Below are 19,561 nucleotides of genomic sequence, written 5' to 3'. Positions count from 1 at the left end.
AACAATCTTTAAATTGGAGCGGGTGATGGGAATCGAACCCACGACATCAGCTTGGAAGGCTGAGGTTTTACCATTAAACTACACCCGCATATTAAACTTAAAATACTCATGGTCGGGAAGACAGGATTCGAACCTGCGACCCCTTGGTCCCAAACCAAGTGCTCTACCAAGCTGAGCTACTCCCCGTAAAATATGGCGCGCCCGAAAGGAGTCGAACCCATAACCTTCTGATCCGTAGTCAGACGCTCTATCCAATTGAGCTACGGGCGCATATTTTAATTTGCTTTTTTAGAAGCAACTTTTATATCTTATCACAACCAACTTCGGTTGTCAATAAGTTTTTTTGGTGCGGCCGAGAGGACTTGAACCTCCACGGGGTTAACCCCCACTAGGCCCTCAACCTAGCGCGTCTGCCATTCCGCCACGACCGCATATTATAAGTGACAGCAAAACTTAGTATACCAGGTAATTAAGTAAATATCAACTGGTAAATAATGCTGATGCGGGTGAAGGGAGTCGAACCCCCACGCCTTGCGGCGCCAGATCCTAAGTCTGGTGCGTCTGCCAATTCCGCCACACCCGCATATAGAAATTAAATGGTGAGCCATGAAGGACTCGAACCTTCGACCCTCTGATTAAAAGTCAGATGCTCTACCGACTGAGCTAATGGCTCAAAAATGGCTGGGCTAGCTGGATTCGAACCAACGCATGACGGAGTCAAAGTCCGTTGCCTTACCGCTTGGCTATAGCCCAATGTTTTTTTGAGAAAAATGGCGGTCCCGACGGGAATCGAACCCGCGATCTCCTGCGTGACAGGCAGGCATGTTAACCGCTACACCACGGGACCATCTTTAAGAAAGAAAACAATATATTTACAAGTGACCCCTACGGGATTCGAACCCGTGTTACCGCCGTGAAAGGGCGGTGTCTTAACCGCTTGACCAAGGGGCCATCATAAAACCAGGTTGCATCTGGCGGAGAAGGAGGGATTTGAACCCTCGCGCCGGTTGCCCGACCTACACCCTTAGCAGGGGCGCCTCTTCAGCCACTTGAGTACTTCCCCATATGGCTCCGCAGGCAGGACTCGAACCTGCGACCGTTCGGTTAACAGCCGAATGCTCTACCACTGAGCTACTGCGGAATGTCTTTAACATCTTATCGACTCTTACTATTATAAGAACCCAGAAACCAAAAGTCAACTATGTTTTTGAAAAAGTTTTAATAGGACTATTTAAACTTAATCTGCCTTGATTTCTCCTGACTTCACGAGCCTTCCCCTGCACTTTCCGCATACATATTTCGATGTATTGATCGACCGCCTTCTCTTATAGAGCTGGCCGCAGCCTGAGCATGTATAGGCAATTACTTTAGCCGCCTTCCTCTTTGGCCTGTCCGGTAAAGCAGAGCAAAATCTTGGTGCACCCACTTGTTCTAACAGCAATCTGAAATCCTTGTCTTTATGCTGGTATCCCCTCCCCTCCAGATGGAGGTGATAATGGCATAACTCATGCTTGATGATGCCGATCAGCTCTTCTCTTCCCAGCTGATCAAGATAGCTTTTATTTATATCAATATTATGGGTGCTTAAAATATATCTGCCTCCGGTTGTCCGCAAACGAGGATTAAAATAAGCTTTGTGCCGGAATGGCTTTTGAAAATATTCTTTTGAAATCCTTTCGGTCAGCAGTTGGAGTTCTTGATCGTTCATTCCTTTGTATCCTTTCTAGTTATGCCCTTTTTACTTTGTTTTATCAGCACCGCAGGTTCACGTGACAACCTTGCCCTGCATAGGCTATATATACAGATTTTACTACAGGAGGGTTCCTATGCCTACATGGTTTCAAAATCAGATTCAGCGTGCATTCCTGGAGAAAAACCGATATCAGATTAAATTGCTGAACCAGTGCTGGTATTTCTATAGAAAGAAACACTTGCAGTGAATTAATAAAAAGGGGGAGCGCATACTGACACTCCTCCTCCTGTAATTGGTTATTGATCAGAAAGCATGGTCAGGGCCACTCTTCCCTTTTGGCTGTCAATACTGTCGACCCACACTGTCACCACATCTCCCACCGATACAACATCCAGTGGATGCTTAACAAACTGTTTTCGCAGCTTTGATATATGGACAAGCCCGTCCTGCTTTACGCCGATATCGACAAAAGCACCAAAATCCACTACATTCCTGACTGTTCCCTGAAGCTCCATGCCAGGCTTTAAATCTTCAAGCTTCAAAACATCTGTTTTAAGGATAGGCTTAGCGAGATCATCTCGCGGATCTCTCGCAGGGCTCCTAAGAGCATCAATGATATCCTTGAGCGTCAGTTCACCTGTTTCAAGCTCTTCCGCTGTTTGTTTGATATCAATTCCGGCAAGTGCTGCTTTCAGCTCTTCTGATCCAATATCAGTTGTTTTAAACCCAAGCCTGGACAGAAGCTTGACGGCATCCTGGTAGCTCTCCGGGTGGATACTCGTCCTGTCAAGCGGCTCCTTTCCACCCGCAATGCGCAGAAAGCCGATAGCTTGCTCATAAGTTTTGGCTCCCAGTCTGGGAATCTTTTTCAGCTGGACCCTTGATAGGAATTTGCCTTCTTCCTCTCTTTTCTTAACAATATTATTGGCAACTGTCTTTGATAATCCTGCCACATACTGCAAGAGAGAAGATGAAGCCGTATTAACATTAACGCCGACCTGGTTTACGGCTGTTTCGACGACAAATGTAAGGGATTCGCTCAGCCTTTTTTGAGATACATCATGCTGGTATTGGCCTACCCCTACAGATTTGGGATCAATTTTCACCAGCTCGGCCAATGGATCCTGCAGGCGGCGGGCGATAGATACAGCACTGCGCTCTTCCACCTGGAAATCCGGAAATTCTTCCCTGGCAAGGTCTGATGCTGAATAAACACTCGCCCCGGCTTCGTTAACAATAATATAATAAATATCGCCGCTCAGTTCTTTTAGGATATCTGCAATGAATTGCTCGGTTTCTCTTGAAGCTGTACCGTTTCCGATCGCTACCATCTCGACTTTGAAAGTTTTAATGATTTGTTTTACTTTTTCTTTTGCATCCTTTGTTTTAGAGACCGGCGGATGAGGATATATGACGCCAATGTCCATTACTTTTCCCGTCTCATCAACAACTGCCAGTTTGCAGCCTGTACGGTACGCAGGATCCACCCCAAGAACAACCTTTCCTTTAAGAGGCGGCTGAAGCAGGAGGTTCCTCAAATTCTCCGAGAATATATGGATGGCCTGTTCTTCTGCCTTCTCCGTCAATTCATTCCGGATTTCCCGCTCGATGGACGGCTGGATCAGCCTTTTGTACCCATCCTCAATCGCTTCGCTTACCGGTACAGCAGAGGGGGAGGAAAGATTCTTGATCCATTTTTTCTTCAAATAGCTCTGCATCATATCTATATTCGGCCGGATTGCCGTTCTGAGGATATCTTCCTTTTCTCCGCGGTTTACAGCCAGTATTCTGTGAGGAACGATTTTACTGATCGGCTCCTCATATTCGTAATACATTTCATAGACCTTTTTCTCATCATTGTCTGCATCTTTTACAGAAGTTTCAATTTTACCGCTTTTGAAGGTTTCCCTTCTGATCCATTTTCTGCTTTCCGGATCATCAGAGACCATTTCAGCAATGATATCCCTGGCACCAGCAATCGCTTCTTCAGCTGTATTCACACCTTTTTCCTCAGAAATAAATGCAGCCGCTTTCTCTTCAACCGGTTCTTTAGTGAACGCTAGCATCCACTCTGCAAACGGCTCAAGCCCTTTTTCCTTCGCCTGGGTAGCCTTTGTCCTCCGCTTCTGCTTATAAGGGCGGTACAGATCCTCTACCTCCTGCAGTTTGACCGCTTTTCCGATTTGGGCAGCAAGCTCCGGCGTCAGCTTACCCTGTTCCTCTATCGTCCGCAGCACTTCTTCCTTCCGCTGTTCAAGATTCTGTATGTATTGCCATCTCTCCATAATGTCCCTGATTTGCACCTCATCCAATGCACCACTCTGCTCTTTCCGGTACCGGGCAATAAAAGGAACCGTATTCCCATCCTCGAGCAGGCTGATGACACTTTTCACCTGTTTGCTGTTTATCTTCAATTCAGCTGACACGAGCTTTAACATCTCTTCCTGTTTATGTGCAGTCTTCTCCAAATTCAATCCCTCACAACCTTCGATTTTCTACCACTATTTTATCAAATGTATTGAAGTTTCCCAAACAAAGAAAAAAAGCCGGCTCTCATTAGAGCAGGCTCCCAATAATAAAGGTCGAATCATCAGTGCTGTTTGAGTATTTGCTTTTAATCTCTTCGGCAATACAATCAATCGGCATAAAGCTTTTGAGCAGGGACTTTACTCCGCTGATATTAAAGCCATCCGAGTGGATAAGAAATTTGGATTTGGCTTCATAATTGAACCGCTGTGTATTGAACACCTGCGGCCTTCCGGACAGATATCCTGTTACTGGGAGCGGATAAGTCAATTTGCCTGCTGCTGAATACAAAAAGAATCTGATATTCCCGACACAGCTATATACAAATTCTTTATTGATAAGATCAACCTTGAATACCGAAACTGCCGCTCCCCTTTTCTGAACCAGCACTTTATTGCACAGCTTCATAAGGGTATCAACATCTTCCTGATGGTTTTCTTCTACCACCTGGATGACAGCAGAAGAAGCTTCATGGGCATATTGGCCGCTTCCCAGTCCATCTGCCAGGACACAGACAAAGTATTCCTCTGTTGCTGTAAAAAAATAGCCATCCCCACATTGAGATTTTCCTTCTTTTGCTGTCTGATGAGCGAGGACCTCAAGATTATCTTTGACAATATGCGTCATGAAAGGCACTCCGAGTTATTGCTTTCAGCATTGATCGCTTCCTGGAGCTTTTTAATGGCCCTTCTCTGCAGCCTTGACACATGCATTTGGGAAATCCCAAGCTTGTCGCCGGCATCTTTTTGGCTCATATTCTCCAGATAGGTGTATTGAATGATTTGTTTTTCACGGTCTGTCAGGACATGGAGCACTCTTTCAAGTACCATTCGCTGATTGACCTTTTCGAATCCTTCATCCACATTACCTACAATATCTAAAAGGGTAACCGTCCCTCCATCAGAATCGGCTTCAATGGAGTGATCGACAGAAAGGGCCTGATAGCTCTTGCCCATTTCCATTGCTTCCAGTACTTCCTCTTCGGAGACCCCGATTTCATCCGCTATTTCATCAACCCTTGGTGAACGGTGGAGCTGGGTCGTCAGTTCTTCGACCGTTGTTTTGATCTTCGGCCCCAATTCCTTTATCCGGCGAGGTACATGAACACTCCATGTTTTATCGCGCAGGAATCGCTTGATTTCCCCAATAATCGTCGGGACAGCAAAAGCTTCAAAGCTTTTCCCGAAGGTTTCATCATAGCGGCGTATGGCCCCCAGAAGGCCAATGATTCCCACTTGTGCGATATCCTCATGATAAGAGCGTCCCTTTGAGTACTTCCTGGCTATTGTCTCAACCAGGGCTTTATAGTTTCTTACCAGTATCTCCTGGGCTTCTTCATCCTGGTTTTCCTGGTAGGCTTTGATTAATTCGTTTATTTCTTCTTTGGATCTCTGGTTAGGTTGAGATTGTTTCTGCATCCCTCTCCACCTGCTCTCCTTCCAGGTACTTGGTCATAAAGACCGTCACACCCTCTTTATGATGGATTCTAACCTCGTCCATCAATGTTTCGATCAAGTAAAGGCCCAGTCCTCCTTCACGCAGAAATTCGACAGAATCCGTTTGATCATAGGGACCGATGCCTTCGCGTGCAGATTGGAAGTCAAAGCTTTTACCGCTGTCAGCCACCATAACCTCGAGACGGTCGTTATATAGGCCAAAGCCAATAACCACTTCACCTTTTTCGCTCGTTTTATAAGCATGCTGCACAGCGTTTGTGCAAGCTTCACTTGTCGCGATTTTCAAATCTTCTATTTCATCATAAGAAAATCCCATTCGGCTTGCAATGCCTGACAATGTCAGCCGGATAACTCCGACAAACTCGGGCTTGGCCGGAATTTTCATTTCTAAGTAATCAAACGGTTGATTCATTGTACCCCACCCTCAATCTGGCTGTTAATATCAATAATATCGGCTAGGCCCGTAATTTCGAACAGTCTTTTCAGACGTTCAGAAAGGCCGACAATCTGAAACTTGCCATTGTTGGAGCGTACATTTTTGAAAACCCCGACAAAAACGCCTAATCCTGTACTGTCCATATAAGATACTTCCGAAAGGTCCACAACCATTTCAACTGCCTCTTTTTCAGAAAGCGGGAATAATGATTCTCTTAGCTTCGGAGCCGTATATGCATCAATTTCTCCGCTGATTTTAGCTTGTACCAGTGTATCATTCTCTTTCAAATCTATCGTAATATTCATAACTAGACCCCACCTCTTAACATGTCAATTGCTCTTACCTTATACCCGGCGCGATGAGACGCTAAACATTCCTTTTTAATATTATTAATGTAAAATCATCACGCAATTGAAAATGCTGAAGCTTTTCAAGTTCTTTATAAATATTTGTGACTATCTCCTGCGCGCTGAGATGGATGTATTTGCGTATATATCCAATCAGCGTATCTTTTTCAATAAAGCCCTCATCTGTCCGGCACTCAGTCACCCCATCAGACATAAGCACGATCATGTCCCCGGGATGAACCTCCTTCTCGAACTGCTTATACTTCGTCCGCTTGTCGACCCCGAGCAGAAGCCCTTTGGCAGTCGTCTCGCTGAATTCATCTTTTTCAGCATTATAATAGAAACCGGGTTCATGGCCTGCAGACGCGTAATGGAAAAGATGGCTTTCCGTATTGTACATTCCGTAGAACATGGTAATGAACATGCTCGGGTCGACGTTCTGCTCTACAACCCTGTTCAGGTTCTCAAGCACACTGCTTGGCTCATGGCGGTTTTCCGGCAGGCTGTCCATGGCATATTTGATCATTGACATGCACAGGGCCGCTGGAATCCCTTTGCCGATGACATCGGCGATGGCGATGCTTATGTTATTATGCTCATCCTGAACAAAATGATAATAGTCCCCGTTCATATGTTTTGCCGGAACACTGATTGCCCCAATGTCAAGGGAATCGACAGCAGGTACGCTCGTGCCGAGCAGTGTCTGCTGGACGTTCGCAGCAATTTCCATTTCGGACCTCAATTCTTCCTGTTTATGCCTTAAGCTCTGATGCTCGCGGTATGCTAGGCCGTAGCCGATCATCACTTCAAGCAGCACATCAAAGGAATGAAGTACATTTTCGGGAAGATCAGGATAAATTTCAAACAGAAGACTTTTGTGAAGACTGATGATTTCCTCTGGTGATATTTTATGTTCAATGGATTTTCTACTGAATTTTTGACCTTGATACAGCGTCTGTTCTGACTGGTCTTTTAAATAATTCTCTAGAATATCCCGATACTTTGATTCCATCATTTCTCGGAAATCCATAATGCCTCCCCCTAACGAAGCCATTTAGTCGCTCTTATATCTGTACCGTCTCCGGGTGATGAGCTGATATAGAATTCATCCATCAGTCTCTTAACCCCTGGCAGACCGGCTCCCAGTCCGCCGGAGGTAGAGAACCCATCCTCCATGACTTGGCGCATATCATTTATTCCAGGGCCGCTGTCCACTGCTACGATCTGCAATCCCGCTTTGCCGCCGTCATAAATTTTCTCTATACATATTTGACCTTGTCCGGCATATAAGTATATATTCCTGGCCAGTTCACTGATGGCCGTCGTAATACGGGCCTGGTCCACTGTACCGAACCCAAGCTCCTTTGCAACATTACGCCCCAGCTGGCGTGCTGCTACGATGTCCCATTCATTAATGATTTTTACGCAGGATTGGATACCCATACAGTTTAATCCCCCAATTCCTGTTGAAGTTTCTCCAAACCTTTTTCTAGATCTAATGCAGTAAGGACATCATCTAACCCTATGCCTAATTCAATTAGCGTAATAGCTACAGCTGGCTGTATACCGGTAATGACGACTTTTGCACCCATCAGTTTGGACATGTTTATAACGTCGCCAAGGACCTTGGCAATAAAAGAATCGATAAAGTCAATGGATGTTAAGTCTATAACAACCCCATTTGCACTGGTTTCATGGATCTTATGAAGCAAGTCTTCCTGAAACTGGAGTGCTGTCTGGTCATCAAGTTCCCATTGAATGGACACTAGCAGACAGTCATGCAATTTTAATATAGGTATTCTCACTGTTCTCCCTCCACAGCTACAATTTTACGGCTAGTCAGCTCAAGTCCTGCTTCAATTCCCTTTTTCAGTGTGTTCTTCGTTGTAAATTGATTCAGGTCAATCCCCAGATTCACGATGGTCTGGGCTATTTCAGGCCTGATCCCGACAAGCATGCACTTGGCGCCCACCAGGCGGACGGCATCTGCTGCCTGAATGATATGATGAGCCACCATGGTATCCACGACAGGCACGCCTGTGATATCTATTAAAACCACTTCCGATCGATGTTTGACCACTCCATTCAGGAGATTCTCCATGATTTGCTTTGCACGTTCCGTATCTATGGTGCCCACCAGGGGCATTACAGTAATACCTTCAAAAACAGGGATTAATGGAGCGGACAGCTCTTGAAGGGCGATTTTCTGCAGGGAGACGGTTCTTTCCCAGGTCGAGGAATACATATCGACAATTTCATTGGAGACGGGCGTCATCCAGCTTTCAAAGTCCTTGACGATTTCCAGCTGGTTCTCAGAGGTAATCAGCCCTTCCCCCTGCATTCCATCAAAAACGATTTTTCCGAAAGTCTGAAGCCCTTTCGTCACAAAACTCAGCGGCCAGCCGAGCCGGACTACTTTTTCGGCAAAATTGGACAGTTTGGAGGTGAACTCCTCATTCGTCCCCTTTATATTCGATATAATCAAATCGATGAACTCATAGCTCGTACCTGTGAAAACCTGGTCCGAAACTACGCGTATCACCCTTTCATCCGCGTTTTCCTTCGTGCTGCTAACCCATTCATTGAAGATCTCATCTTTTCGAGCTTGAATATAATCCAAAACCTTTTTATCCATTTGATCCTCCCCATTTTAACATACAAATATTTCTAAAGATGGAGTTACCCGGCACTTGTAAACCAAATTTAAAAATGTAAACAAAAAATATATATATATACCATTTAATGATAACAGTTAGGCACAGTCAAATAAAACCTCTAAGTATTGGAACTAGAAGAAAGACTTTTAATTTTACCCGTTTTTCGGATGATTAAACCTTTGCAACCTATCCTGTCCAGCAAAAATAGACATAATAAAAGACAAGCAACACACATGCTTGTCCTCAGCAGATACACAATATTAAGTAGGTTAAAATTTGATATGTACCCGAGATAAAGCAAATCCTTTATCTCTTGGTTTTCCGGAAGACACAGCGAATCTGTGTGTTATAAAAAGACACCCTGAAAGAGCGTGCGTGCTTATAACTAGAATTCAATAAGACCCAAGCTTATTTGCAAAGCTTCATCCACTTTTTCCATCATTTCGTCATCGAGATGGGTTATCTTATCGGTTAAGCGTTGTTTATCAATTGTACGAATTTGTTCCAACAGAATGACAGAGTCTCGTTCAAAACCGTAACGCTTCGCATCAATTTCAACGTGAGTAGGCAGCTTAGCTTTTTGAATTTGGGCTGTAATGGCTGCAACTATTACTGTGGGACTGAACCGATTCCCGATGTCGTTTTGGATGACAAGTACTGGACGTACGCCGCCTTGTTCTGAACCAACAACTGGGGATAGGTCTGCAAAATAAACGTCGCCACGTTTGACAATCAAAGGATTATCCTCCGCTTACTAGACGTTCAACTGTGTGTTCTGCCTCATATTCCGCTTGGAATGCCTCAGATGCAATCGTCAGATTAATTTTTGCCATTTCCATGTAGCCTCTTCTCATCGACTCACGAATTTGTCTCTTCTTCCGCTCACGCAAATACATTTTCGTTGCCTGATAAATGAATTCGCTCCGATTGACATTCTCCTGCTTAACAAAGCTTTCTAACTCGGTTAAAAGATGCTGCGGTAACTTTACCATGATCTCTGTTGTTGCGCTGGACTCAGACACAAACATACACCTCCACCATCACTACACACCATTTTTTATCTCTACCATTTTTTATATTACCATTATTCAGCTGCTGTGCAAAGGACTAATCAGCAATTCCTCTGTATTATCGGCCAAAAAAATATCCTTTTATGCATTAATACGCATTTATTTCCTGAAATATGAATGAAATGGCTTAGCTGGAACGGGAGCAGCAGGGAGCTCCCCCGTTCAAAGCTTGCCCTGCTTGCCGAGAAGCGGGTTATTCAGATCCACAGTCTTTTCTTCCTGCTTATACACGCGCGGCACCCGGCTGGATATCATGCAGGTGACCTCGTAATTGATGGTCTCAAGCTTTGCCGCAATTTCATTGACGGAGATCATACTGTCCCCCTGCGCACCTATCAAGGTCGCAGCTGTTCCAGGTTCCACCCCGTATGGCAGGCGGATCATGCATTGATCCATACAGATCCTTCCTACAATGGGGACTCTGCTCCCGTTCACCAGCACTTCCTGTCCCTGCAGCCTGCGGATCCAGCCGTCTGCATAGCCGATTGGGAGGGTGCCGATCCATTCGTCGCCTTCTGCTTCATAGGTGGCGCCATAGCTGACTTTATCACCTTTTTGGAGCTTTTTCACATGCACGATCCTGGCATGAAGCGAGAAAGCCTCCTTTAGCGGGAATGGCAGCTCATGCTCAATTTCCGGCGATGGGGTGAGGCCGTACATGCTGATTCCCATTCTGACAGCATTAAAGCGTGCTTCTGGAAATCTGAGCGAAGCAGCACTGTTGCTGGTATGGACCATTTCCGGCACCTTGCCGAGCCATGACAGCATTTCCCTGAATCTGCCGAGCTGCTCCCGGAAATAGGAATCGTCCAGTTCATCAGCTGTTGCAAAATGAGTATAGATGCCTTGCAGCTCAAAGGCATCCTCCCGCCCTGCAAGCTTCTCAATGGCAAGCAGCTCGTCCTTCTCCCTTACGCCGATCCGACCCATTCCGGTATCGAGCTTTACATGAAAAGTCAGTCTCTTCCCTTGCAGACAAGGAAGTGCCTTCTCGAGCCAGTTTACCTGGAAAACCGTCAGGGTTATGTCCGCAGATGCAGCCAGTGGTGCATCCTCAGGCCTGCTGGCACCTAATACCAGAATCGGGGCCTCAATTCCCCTCTGCCTGAGGGAAAGAGCCTCATCCAAAAAGGCAACAGCCAGGCAATCCGCCCCAGCCTCAAGGGCCGCCCCCGCAGCCTGGATATCTCCATGCCCGTATCCGTTTGCTTTCACCACAGCAAAGAGCTTCACATCTCCAGGAAGAAGCTTCTTCATTGATTTCACATTTTCTTTTATATGATCAAGATTAATTTCAGCCCATGTATCCCGGTAAAACCCTGTGGGATAATCCATTGCCATTCACGTCCTTTTCCTTCCGTTCAAAAAGTATACAAATTATTATCGAACTCTGGAATCTTAATGTCAAATAAGAAATGCGGAGGGCGCTTGCTCAGCCCCGACAAGCATAAGACGAGCAGGACGGAAGGTTGTTCTTTAACCTTCTGGCCTGATTGGCTTATGACTCGAGGGGAGCGCCCGGAGCTGGACAATAAGAAATGCGGAGGCGGCTTGCCCATATTAAGGAACGCAGGCTAAGAACGCCACGTCCTGTGGCAACGCCTGCATGACCCGCGTCCTGCGGGCCCAGCATAAGACGCACAAGAATAAAAGGCGTTCTTTGCCTTTCATTCTTGGGTGGCTTATGACTCGAGGCTCTAGCCGCCGGAGCTGGACAATAAGAACTGCGGAGGGCGCTTGCTCAATCAAGGAACACAGGCTAAGAGCGCCACGTCCTGTGGCAACGCCTGCATGACCCGCGTCCTGCGGGCCTCAAGCATAAGACGAGCAGGACGGAAGGTTGTTCTTTAACCTTCTGGCCTGATTGGCTTATGACTCGAGGGGCTAGCGCCCGGAGCTGGACAAATGAAATGCGGAGGCGACTGTTCAGGTGCGACAAGCATAAGACGATTTGGGATTGAAGGCGTTCTTTGCCTTCGGTTCCAAAGTGGCTTATGACTCGAGCACCTAGGAGCCGGAGCTGGACAAATCGAAATGCGGAGGCAGCTTTCACTCTTCCAGCCTCCGCAAAAAGAAGGCAGATGCCCGTTCCAGAGCATCTGCCTTTCCATTATTTCACTGCATCTCCCTGCACTGATTGTGCAAGCATGACCATTTCTTCCCTCGTCAGGTCGCTGGATGCGATGATATATTCCACTCCGCCGTGGGTCCAGCTGATTTTATTATCGTCTATGGCCCCTATTGTGAAGCCAAGATCCACCGGCTCCCCTGATTCGGAAGTGTAGGAGGTGTTTGCCGGCATGACATCTGCTTTTTCCTGGATGAGTGTGAAGGACTTGTCGCCGCCGTATGTCAGGATAAAGCGTTTGCCGTCCTCCATGCTGATTTCTTTTTCATCGATCAGGCTGACATTTTCAAGCTCGGCCTGCGGATATTTGACAGAGAATTCCTCACTCGCCGCTTCTTCTGCCATGACTGGAACCTCAATCTGGGCCCCGGTCATATTTTTCTGGGTGTCGAAATCTTTTTTATCAAGGGCAGCCTTGAAGTCAACCTTTGAGAAGTCGACGGTCACCAGCGGGTTCCTGTCTGAATCCATGACCTTGACGCTGACAGGGGCCAGGTCCTTTTTATCAAGGGTGATTTCCTGGTAAGGAAGCATCTTGTTGTTCTGGTATCTCGTCTTTGTTTCAAAAACATAATGTTCTTTGGTAGCGCTGAATTTCGCCTCTTTATCTTCGAGGATATCCTGCAGCAGGGACTCGTACAGATAAGCCTGGCTGCTGTTCTGCGGCCAGTCGCTCTGGAACTTGAAGCTCTTGTTGAGGGCCGGTGTCAGGACAAAAACGCCTTCCTCATTGCGGAGGATCATCTGGCTTTGGTTCTTTTCAGGATTCTTGAGGCTGACGCGATAGTAATCAGGTTTTTTATGCCAGATCTCAATTGCATAAGTCTGTGGCTCAGTTCCCATCTGAAGGGTCATTTTCGCTTCTGCTTTATATCCCTTCAGTTCCTCCACTTTTCCGCCAAGCTCCTTCACCACATCCTCTTGTGATTTAGTTCCACAGGCAGTTAAGGCAAAGATGGCCAAAAGCCCGGCGAGAAGCATGAACAATCTTTTCTTCATTCCTTCAACCCCTTCTGTCTCATTTCATCAATTGTGCGCTTCCTGCCTGCTTACAGGCATTCCGCGTTCTGAAGGAGAGGCTTGGCAAGCCGGACAGCAGCCGCGGCTTGAATGCCGGCTGGCAAATCGGATAGCCTTGTCTCTCCTGTCGCACTATGAATATATGAGACAACCTCCGGGAATATGACTTGGCCTATTACAGCTTTTTACTCCCGGATTCCAGGCAGCGGGGTTTCAATGACAACCTGGGCAACAGCATAGCTTTCACTGTGGGAAATGGAAAGATGGAGGCCTTCTCTTTCAGGCTTGCTGAAGAATGGCTTCCCTTTGCGGTCATTTGATATTTCAATATCCTGAAAAGACAGCTCGCTTCCTATCCCTGTGCCATTAGCCTTCGAAAAAGCTTCCTTTGCCGCAAACCGGCCTGCAATGAATTCAAGCTGTCTCTTTTCGCTCAGCGTTATATATTTAGCCAGTTCCCCCTCAGTCAGGATGCGTTCTGAAAACTTAGCCCGATTGGCCATCCTTCTGATTCTTCCGATTTCAACGATATCAATGCCGATCCCTTCAATCACATGCATCATCCTTCTAATTGGTTTGCAGCTTGCATACACAATAGTATACAAGCAGTGGCCATTTCCGGCTCTTTCACGCTATAGTATAATTAATTTTCCTTAACTGATAAAAATAGAAAGGGGACTGTTATGTTTACAAGGACAGAGAGCTTCAGGGAATTCATCCGCTTCTATCCCATTGTCTCCATCATTTTGCTTTTGAATATACTATTCTATTTGCTGACTGTTCTGCCTGTATTTCCGAATTCCTACATATTTGAAAGGCTTGCCGGAGTCAATTTATTCATCAGGGAAGGTGAGGTGTGGCGGCTTGCCACCCCGATATTCATGCACAGCGGCTTTACGCATGTCCTGTTTAACAGCTTTTCCCTTGTCCTGTTCGGCCCTGCCCTGGAGAGGATTGCAGGAAAGGCGAAATTTGCCGGCATCTACCTTATCACCGGCATTTCGGCCAATGTCGCCACCCTGCTGCTTGAGCCGCTCACCTACACACATGTCGGCTCAAGCGGGGCCATTTTCGGCCTATTTGGCTTCTTTGCAGCGGTCTCATACTTCCGGAAAGACTTGATGTCTCGCGAGAATTCACAGATTATCATTACGATAGCCGTCATTGGGCTTATTATGACCTTCATCCAGCCAAACATCAATATTTCCGCGCACATCTTCGGGTTCATCTCCGGTTTTCTTATAGGAGCGCTTTCATTAAAAAGGAATAGATAATGCAGAAAAAGCGCCAGCCGGCGCTTTTCTTTATGGCTGTTATTTTTCTCTGGAGTACCATTTATAAATCTGTTCTGCATCACTTATGTCCAGGTCAGCTGCCTTCCCGCCAGACCCTCCCGAGCCGGACTTGACAGTAGCTTCCACTGTCGCAAGCTGCTTCCGTTTCTGAAAGCGGCTTTCCTTCAGGCTGAGCGACTGCACCTTATTCTTCATCATATAAACCGTATGCTTGCTGAACGTCCTGTATCGGAGCGTTAGCTGGCTGCCGCTGATATGCCACCCTGCTGCCCTGAATTTCAAAAAGGACCAGACCACGGCCGGCAGGAGCAGCAAAAGGGAAAGAAATCCCCATGGACGAAAGATGGCCGGCGGCACAATAATGAATAAAGCCGCAACAAGGAGCCCCCTGAGAAGATACCGCGGCAGCGCCCTTTTCGGCAGCCCCGCAAGCTCGATTACGGCATTATAATCTGTAAGATGATGCCCGATCAGCTCCCCCAATTCATTCCTTCGGATAAGCGGGAAAAGCATTACCTTGGCACTATCCCTATCAACTGCCGATCCGCCAGCGCTTTCCACATATAATGTACCGAATCCGAGCGGCTGCCTGGCAGGATTTTCACTGAAACGGAGCGCCTGTATCCTGTGCAGGGGAATCGTGAGCTGCCTTTTCTCCAAAAGTCCCCTGGAGATGACCAGGTCATCTTCCTCTCTTCTGACGGTAAAGCCCGCATATTTTAGCATTGTCCCGATGACAGCGATCACCCATGCCAGCAGCAGGAGCAGAAATACAGCCCCGCTGATAAAAATGACGCCATTTTCTGCAAAATGCTCAAAGCGGTGAAAAAGAGCTTCATAGGGAATGATCTCCTCAAACTGAAAGAAAAAAGCAATCACCGCGGAAATGACCACTCCAGCCCCGCCGGAAGTGGATGCAAGCAGCAGAAGCTGTCCGGGCGAGATCTTATAAATGTCTTGTCCGCTAATGCCGGCCTCTTCCTTCTCTCCGTCCCCGCTGCCCTTCTCCGCTGTAAGCTCCGCCTGGATGGCGGCAGCCTCCGCTTTGGTAATGGCTGTCAGGGTCGCCTCTGCCTCCTGAGTCCCGCTCGTCCCCGCCGTTTCCACCTTGACTTTCACTAGCCCGAACGGACGGTGCAGAATGCCTTCGGAAAAATCCAGGCTCTGAATCCTTTCAAAGGGGATATACCTTTTCTTGCGGACAAAGACCCCATATTCAATCCGGAGCTCCCCCTCCTCTACCCGGTAGGTAAAGCGGAGCCACTTCAGGATGCCGCCCGCCAGCACAAGGAGGACTACGGCTGCAGAGCCAATCAGGTAGAAAAGGTCCCAGTTTGAATTCTTAAATCCGAAAACAATGAATACTAAAAACGGTACAATAAGTTCTTTAAGCTGCTTGAAAAAGTTGGCAGCCGCAGAGATTGGATGCAGCCTCTTCGGCTCAGACATCTTCATCAGCCACCCTTGCCAGCTTTGAAATGGAGAGGCGCAAACCTTCTGCTTCGTCCATATCAAGCGCAGGTATCTCATGGACAGTAGCTGCTGTAGACACGGCAATGGTGGACAGCGCATACTTCCTCAGGATCGGCCCCTGCCTTGTATCGACATGCTGTACCCTGACCATTGGGACCAGCGTCCTTTTGACAATGAATATGCCGTGCTGAAGCTCGATCTCCTGCTCCCGCACCTCATAGCGCCACCTTTTCCACTTCAGCGAAGGGAAAAGAATAATAAAAAAATACATATACACACATGCCAGGATGACGGCAGCCGGGATAATCCATCCGGGCCCGTCGAAAATAAAGGCAAGTGCCGCAGCCCCTCCCATCGCAATCACAAAAATGCCTGAGTGGATCGCCCCTGATATCCTCCATACCGGGAGGGCCCTTTTTGAAATCCTTTTTCTTGGTCCGGTGCTCATAAAATAATTCCTCCCGAAAAGGCACTTTAAGTTTGAAGCCGTCCTTCAGTCTTTATACCTTCCAGTATACAGGACTTCAGGCTGCCCGTGAGGAAATTATATTTTGAACGCTGCCTGGTCCACTTCTTCCAAACCCGCTTCATTCCGGAGGTAGTCTGCCAGCTTGAAAAGGGCATCATCCTTCTTTTTCGCTTCAATCATGCAATGAATTTCCGGTACGCTCCCATTGATGTTCTTAAGGAAGTCCATGAACATGACAGGATCAACATAATCAGCATGAGCCCGAAAGTCCTTGGCGGAGCGGGGGCTTGATATATGCATCTTGATGGGAAGCCTCGCATGCTTCCAGGTCGAAGTAACCCGCTCCCAATTGCTCATCCAGTCTTCATTTTCAAAGTGGGCCAAATGATGGTGATAGTCAAAAACAAGCGGGATGCCAAGCTTTTCGCACAAATACAGCGTATCGTCCAAAGTGAATGCCGTATCATCATTCTCCAGCATGACCATCTGCTGGATGGCTGCCGGGATCAGCCCCCAGTTATGGACAAACTGCTCCAGTGCCTTCTCCTTGTCATTGTAAGCCCCGCCCACATGCAGGACACACCGGTGCTCTGGTTCAATTCCCATCCCCTTCAGCAAAGCTTTATGCATGGAAAGCGTCTTGATCGAGACATTCAGGATTTCCGGCTTCAGGGCATTCAGCAGGACAAAATGATCGGGGTGGAAATCGACCCTCATTCTATGTTCTTTAATATAGTCCGCCAGTTCCTGGAGAGCCGGCTTTAGCGGCCTCATGTATTTCCAATCGGACAGCTCCTCATGATTGGCGAGCGGGATCAGCTTGGAGCTGAGCCGGAAAAAGGAAATATCATGGGCAGCATTATGCTTCAGGAGGCGCAGGCAGTTCTCAAGATTGGATATCGCAATCCGCTCTAGCTTCCTGATGGCTGCTTCCCGGTCCTTAATGCCGGAAAATTGTTTGTAGGTCATGGTTTGCGAAGGCGAACAATTCTGCAGATGCACGCTCATCGCTACATATCCAAGCTTTATGATCGTCAAAGAGCAACCTCCCTTTAATGTTCATTATCCCGCTTAGTATGCGCCAATTTCTTTTTTAAAAAAGGAGAGCTGGTTTATCGAGATTAACGGAAATTTATGTGTTTTATGTAGAATTCCTTTAGATTTATGTAGAAACGGCCCAGTTTTGTGTAGAATCCATCCCTTTTTATGTAGAAAAAAGCAAATTTTATGTAAAATCCTAACGGAAGACGAAGGAAATTACTGTGCGCACCTCCGCCAAAATCCAATTAAAACAGCAAAAAGGGTACGGAATGATGTAATCCCGTACCCTGCCCAATTTTATATTCTATTAACGGCTGCTATCGGAGGTACGGTTGGAATAATTGCCCTGACGGCGTCCGCCCTGTCCCTGCCTTGGTTTGTATTGGCCGTCTTTCCTTTTGGAATCATAGCCTCTTCTGTTGTCGCTGCCTCTTCTATTGTCATTGCTTCTTCTGCGGTCATATGGCTTTCTGTCCCTTTTGGAAGGAAGCGGCTTTTCTTCTGTCAGCTTGACAGGAGTATCGTCCGGCTCTTTCGTCAACAGCTTCAGGACAGCTGCCACAACGTCAGAAGCATCGTGCTGCTCAAGAAGCTCATCAGCTGCCTCTTTATAGTTTTCCAGGTTATTGGCACTGATTGCCTGTGAAATCTTGTCGACTGCTGCCTTCTGCTGGCCTTCGAGGGCTTCAGCAAGCGTAGGCGGCACCATTTTTCCCATCTTGCTCTTGGTCGTTCTTTCAACAACAGCCAGGTATGATTTCTCACGAGGCGTGATGAATGTCATCGCCATTCCTTCTTTTCCTGCACGCCCTGTACGGCCGATGCGGTGAACATAGCTTTCAGGATCCTGAGGGATGTCAAAGTTGTATACATGTGTTACGCCGGAAATATCAAGACCCCTCGCAGCAACATCAGTCGCAACAAGAACATCGATGGATCCTTCCTTGAACTTTCTCAGGACAGACATACGCTTTGCCTGGCTGAGGTCTCCGTGAATTCCTTCTGCAAGGAAGCCTCTCAAATTCAGCGCCTCTGCAAGCTCATCCACACGCCTTTTGGTACGCCCAAAGATGATTGCCAGTTCTGGTGACTGGATATTCAGAAGGCGAGTCAGTACGTCAAATTTGGTTCTCTCCTGTACTTCCACATAGAATTGCTCAATAAGCGGAACCGTCATTTCCTTTGCTTTGACACGGATGATCTGCGGGTCTCTCATGAATCTTTCTGCCATTCTCTGGATCGGTGCAGGCATTGTGGCAGAGAACAAGAGGGTCTGTCTTTCCACAGGAACGCTTGCCAGAATGGATTCGATGTCCTCGATAAAGCCCATGTTCAGCATTTCATCTGCTTCGTCAAGGATTGCTGTGTGAACATTGTCCAGGCGGAGCGTCTTGCGTTTAATATGGTCAAGTACCCTTCCCGGTGTTCCAACGATGATATGAGGGGGCTTTTTAAGGGCACGGATCTGGCGGTTGATATCCTGGCCTCCGTAAATAGAAAGCACGCGTGCTCTTTTTCCGTAGCCGATCTTATATAGTTCTTCAGACACCTGGATTGCAAGCTCCCGGGTCGGAGCAATGATGATCCCCTGGATAACATCCTTGCTTGTGTCGATTTTATCAATCAGCGGAACTCCGAATGCAGCGGTCTTTCCCGTACCGGTCTGCGCCTGGCCGATCAGATCTTTATTTGCCAGGCTCAAAGGAATTGTTTCGGCCTGGATCGGGGTAGCTTCTTCAAACCCCATTCTTTTTAGTGATTTCATTGTAGCAGGACTGATGCCTAAATCTTGAAACTTTGTCAATGTATTCTCTCCTTCTGTTTCTTGGCAATTATTTATGGTGATTAGCGTCAGATCAGCAGGGTAAGCTGCCGCTCGGACAATTCATGGCAAAACATGCTTTCCTGCATTGAAAGCGGCAGGCAAGCGTTTTGGAGTGTACTAAGAG

21 protein-coding genes and 11 tRNA genes are annotated in these 19,561 nt (G+C 47.1%); 2 read left to right on the top strand and 30 right to left on the bottom strand.

The window, feature by feature from the left end:
• Window positions 1-14: 14 nt before the first annotated feature.
• The 12 genes from ABU165_RS20230 to ABU165_RS20175 all read right to left on the bottom strand — a co-directional run bounded on the left by ABU165_RS20230 (window position 15) and on the right by ABU165_RS20175 (window position 1,708).
• Window positions 15-88, bottom strand: a tRNA-Gly gene (locus ABU165_RS20230).
• 21 nt (window positions 89-109) lie between these two features.
• A tRNA-Pro gene (locus tag ABU165_RS20225) sits at window positions 110-186 on the bottom strand.
• Between the two features lie 7 nt (window positions 187-193).
• Window positions 194-270, bottom strand: a tRNA-Arg gene (locus ABU165_RS20220).
• 74 nt (window positions 271-344) lie between these two features.
• Window positions 345-431, bottom strand: a tRNA-Leu gene (locus ABU165_RS20215).
• Between the two features lie 70 nt (window positions 432-501).
• Window positions 502-583: transfer RNA gene (locus ABU165_RS20210), tRNA-Leu, on the bottom strand.
• A 14-nt stretch (window positions 584-597) separates the two neighbouring features.
• Window positions 598-673: transfer RNA gene (locus tag ABU165_RS20205), tRNA-Lys, on the bottom strand.
• 5 nt (window positions 674-678) lie between these two features.
• Window positions 679-753, bottom strand: a tRNA-Gln gene (locus tag ABU165_RS20200).
• Between the two features lie 18 nt (window positions 754-771).
• A tRNA-Asp gene (locus ABU165_RS20195) sits at window positions 772-847 on the bottom strand.
• Between the two features lie 32 nt (window positions 848-879).
• A tRNA-Glu gene (locus ABU165_RS20190) sits at window positions 880-951 on the bottom strand.
• Between the two features lie 21 nt (window positions 952-972).
• Window positions 973-1,063: transfer RNA gene (locus ABU165_RS20185), tRNA-Ser, on the bottom strand.
• A 3-nt stretch (window positions 1,064-1,066) separates the two neighbouring features.
• Window positions 1,067-1,141, bottom strand: a tRNA-Asn gene (locus tag ABU165_RS20180).
• A 96-nt stretch (window positions 1,142-1,237) separates the two neighbouring features.
• Complete coding sequence (locus tag ABU165_RS20175; protein ID WP_009795798.1) at window positions 1,238-1,708, bottom strand: SprT family protein; 471 nt, start codon at window positions 1,706-1,708, stop codon at window positions 1,238-1,240.
• A 118-nt stretch (window positions 1,709-1,826) separates the two neighbouring features.
• On the opposite strand from ABU165_RS20175, the gene cmpA reads away from it, so the two are divergent.
• Window positions 1,827-1,940, top strand: coding sequence for a cortex morphogenetic protein CmpA (gene cmpA, locus ABU165_RS20170; RefSeq protein WP_009795797.1), 114 nt, complete (start codon window positions 1,827-1,829; stop codon window positions 1,938-1,940).
• A gap of 49 nt (window positions 1,941-1,989) precedes the next feature.
• Here cmpA and ABU165_RS20165 read toward each other — a convergent pair whose 3' ends face one another.
• The 14 genes from ABU165_RS20165 to acpS all read right to left on the bottom strand — a co-directional run bounded on the left by ABU165_RS20165 (window position 1,990) and on the right by acpS (window position 13,888).
• Window positions 1,990-4,161 carry a Tex family protein gene (locus tag ABU165_RS20165; protein WP_318060844.1) on the bottom strand — a complete coding sequence of 724 codons (2,172 nt, stop codon included), beginning with the start codon at window positions 4,159-4,161 and terminating at the stop codon, window positions 1,990-1,992.
• A gap of 88 nt (window positions 4,162-4,249) precedes the next feature.
• Window positions 4,250-4,846 (bottom strand): PP2C family serine/threonine-protein phosphatase, encoded by a 597-nt coding sequence (locus tag ABU165_RS20160; protein ID WP_009795795.1) that lies wholly within the window; start codon window positions 4,844-4,846, stop codon window positions 4,250-4,252.
• Window positions 4,843-5,637 (bottom strand): RNA polymerase sigma factor SigB, encoded by a 795-nt coding sequence (sigB, locus tag ABU165_RS20155; protein ID WP_009795794.1) that lies wholly within the window; start codon window positions 5,635-5,637, stop codon window positions 4,843-4,845. The genes ABU165_RS20160 and sigB overlap by 4 nt, the downstream gene beginning before the upstream one ends.
• Window positions 5,615-6,088 carry an anti-sigma B factor RsbW gene (gene rsbW, locus ABU165_RS20150; RefSeq protein WP_009795793.1) on the bottom strand — a complete coding sequence of 158 codons (474 nt, stop codon included), beginning with the start codon at window positions 6,086-6,088 and terminating at the stop codon, window positions 5,615-5,617. Before rsbW ends, sigB begins: the two co-directional genes overlap by 23 nt.
• A complete protein-coding gene (locus ABU165_RS20145) occupies window positions 6,085-6,417 on the bottom strand; it encodes an anti-sigma factor antagonist (RefSeq protein WP_009795792.1) in 333 nt (110 codons plus the stop codon). The genes rsbW and ABU165_RS20145 overlap by 4 nt, the downstream gene beginning before the upstream one ends.
• A gap of 61 nt (window positions 6,418-6,478) precedes the next feature.
• Window positions 6,479-7,489 (bottom strand): PP2C family protein-serine/threonine phosphatase, encoded by a 1,011-nt coding sequence (locus ABU165_RS20140; RefSeq protein WP_022543254.1) that lies wholly within the window; start codon window positions 7,487-7,489, stop codon window positions 6,479-6,481.
• A gap of 11 nt (window positions 7,490-7,500) precedes the next feature.
• Entirely contained in the window at window positions 7,501-7,902 is a 402-nt protein-coding gene (locus ABU165_RS20135) for an anti-sigma regulatory factor (RefSeq protein WP_009795790.1), read from the bottom strand.
• Window positions 7,903-7,907: 5 nt separating this feature from the next.
• Window positions 7,908-8,264 carry an STAS domain-containing protein gene (locus ABU165_RS20130; RefSeq protein ID WP_009795789.1) on the bottom strand — a complete coding sequence of 119 codons (357 nt, stop codon included), beginning with the start codon at window positions 8,262-8,264 and terminating at the stop codon, window positions 7,908-7,910.
• Window positions 8,261-9,094, bottom strand: a complete 834-nt coding sequence (locus ABU165_RS20125; protein ID WP_318060843.1) for an RsbT co-antagonist protein RsbRA — start codon at window positions 9,092-9,094, stop codon at window positions 8,261-8,263. The genes ABU165_RS20130 and ABU165_RS20125 overlap by 4 nt, the downstream gene beginning before the upstream one ends.
• Window positions 9,095-9,501: 407 nt before the next feature.
• Window positions 9,502-9,852: a type II toxin-antitoxin system endoribonuclease NdoA gene (ndoA, locus tag ABU165_RS20120; RefSeq protein ID WP_009795787.1), complete on the bottom strand. Its 351-nt coding sequence runs from the start codon at window positions 9,850-9,852 to the stop codon at window positions 9,502-9,504.
• A 4-nt stretch (window positions 9,853-9,856) separates the two neighbouring features.
• Window positions 9,857-10,138, bottom strand: a complete 282-nt coding sequence (locus tag ABU165_RS20115; RefSeq protein ID WP_009795786.1) for a CopG family ribbon-helix-helix protein — start codon at window positions 10,136-10,138, stop codon at window positions 9,857-9,859.
• A 210-nt stretch (window positions 10,139-10,348) separates the two neighbouring features.
• On the bottom strand, window positions 10,349-11,527 hold the full coding sequence (gene alr, locus ABU165_RS20110) for an alanine racemase (RefSeq protein WP_009795784.1): 1,179 nt from the start codon (window positions 11,525-11,527) through the stop codon (window positions 10,349-10,351).
• 769 nt (window positions 11,528-12,296) lie between these two features.
• Window positions 12,297-13,313, bottom strand: coding sequence for a LolA family protein (locus tag ABU165_RS20105; RefSeq protein WP_318060842.1), 1,017 nt, complete (start codon window positions 13,311-13,313; stop codon window positions 12,297-12,299).
• A gap of 206 nt (window positions 13,314-13,519) precedes the next feature.
• Window positions 13,520-13,888 carry a holo-ACP synthase gene (gene acpS, locus ABU165_RS20100; RefSeq protein WP_224952178.1) on the bottom strand — a complete coding sequence of 123 codons (369 nt, stop codon included), beginning with the start codon at window positions 13,886-13,888 and terminating at the stop codon, window positions 13,520-13,522.
• 129 nt (window positions 13,889-14,017) lie between these two features.
• Here acpS and ABU165_RS20095 point away from each other — a divergent pair, with 129 nt between their 5' ends.
• Window positions 14,018-14,608, top strand: a complete 591-nt coding sequence (locus ABU165_RS20095; RefSeq protein WP_318060841.1) for a rhomboid family intramembrane serine protease — start codon at window positions 14,018-14,020, stop codon at window positions 14,606-14,608.
• Window positions 14,609-14,647: 39 nt separating this feature from the next.
• On the opposite strand, the gene ABU165_RS20090 is transcribed toward ABU165_RS20095, so the two are convergent.
• The 4 genes from ABU165_RS20090 to cshA all read right to left on the bottom strand — a co-directional run bounded on the left by ABU165_RS20090 (window position 14,648) and on the right by cshA (window position 19,416).
• The gene (locus tag ABU165_RS20090) at window positions 14,648-16,078 is read right to left on the bottom strand and encodes a PH domain-containing protein (RefSeq protein ID WP_318060840.1); all 1,431 of its coding nucleotides are present in this window, start codon (window positions 16,076-16,078) and stop codon (window positions 14,648-14,650) included.
• Complete coding sequence (locus tag ABU165_RS20085) at window positions 16,071-16,550, bottom strand: PH domain-containing protein (RefSeq protein WP_009795778.1); 480 nt, start codon at window positions 16,548-16,550, stop codon at window positions 16,071-16,073. Before ABU165_RS20085 ends, ABU165_RS20090 begins: the two co-directional genes overlap by 8 nt.
• 96 nt (window positions 16,551-16,646) lie before the next feature.
• Entirely contained in the window at window positions 16,647-17,609 is a 963-nt protein-coding gene (uvsE, locus tag ABU165_RS20080) for a UV DNA damage repair endonuclease UvsE (protein ID WP_022543249.1), read from the bottom strand.
• Window positions 17,610-17,919: 310 nt separating this feature from the next.
• A complete protein-coding gene (gene cshA, locus ABU165_RS20075) occupies window positions 17,920-19,416 on the bottom strand; it encodes a degradosome RNA helicase CshA (RefSeq protein ID WP_022543248.1) in 1,497 nt (498 codons plus the stop codon).
• Between the last annotated feature and the right edge of the window lie 145 nt (window positions 19,417-19,561).

Source organism: Cytobacillus sp. T106, assembly GCF_040492155.1.
GTDB lineage: Bacteria > Bacillota > Bacilli > Bacillales > Cytobacillaceae > Bacillus_AB > Bacillus_AB infantis.
Note: the sequence above shows the minus strand (reverse complement) of the source record. Positions and strands in the feature narration are given on the sequence as shown.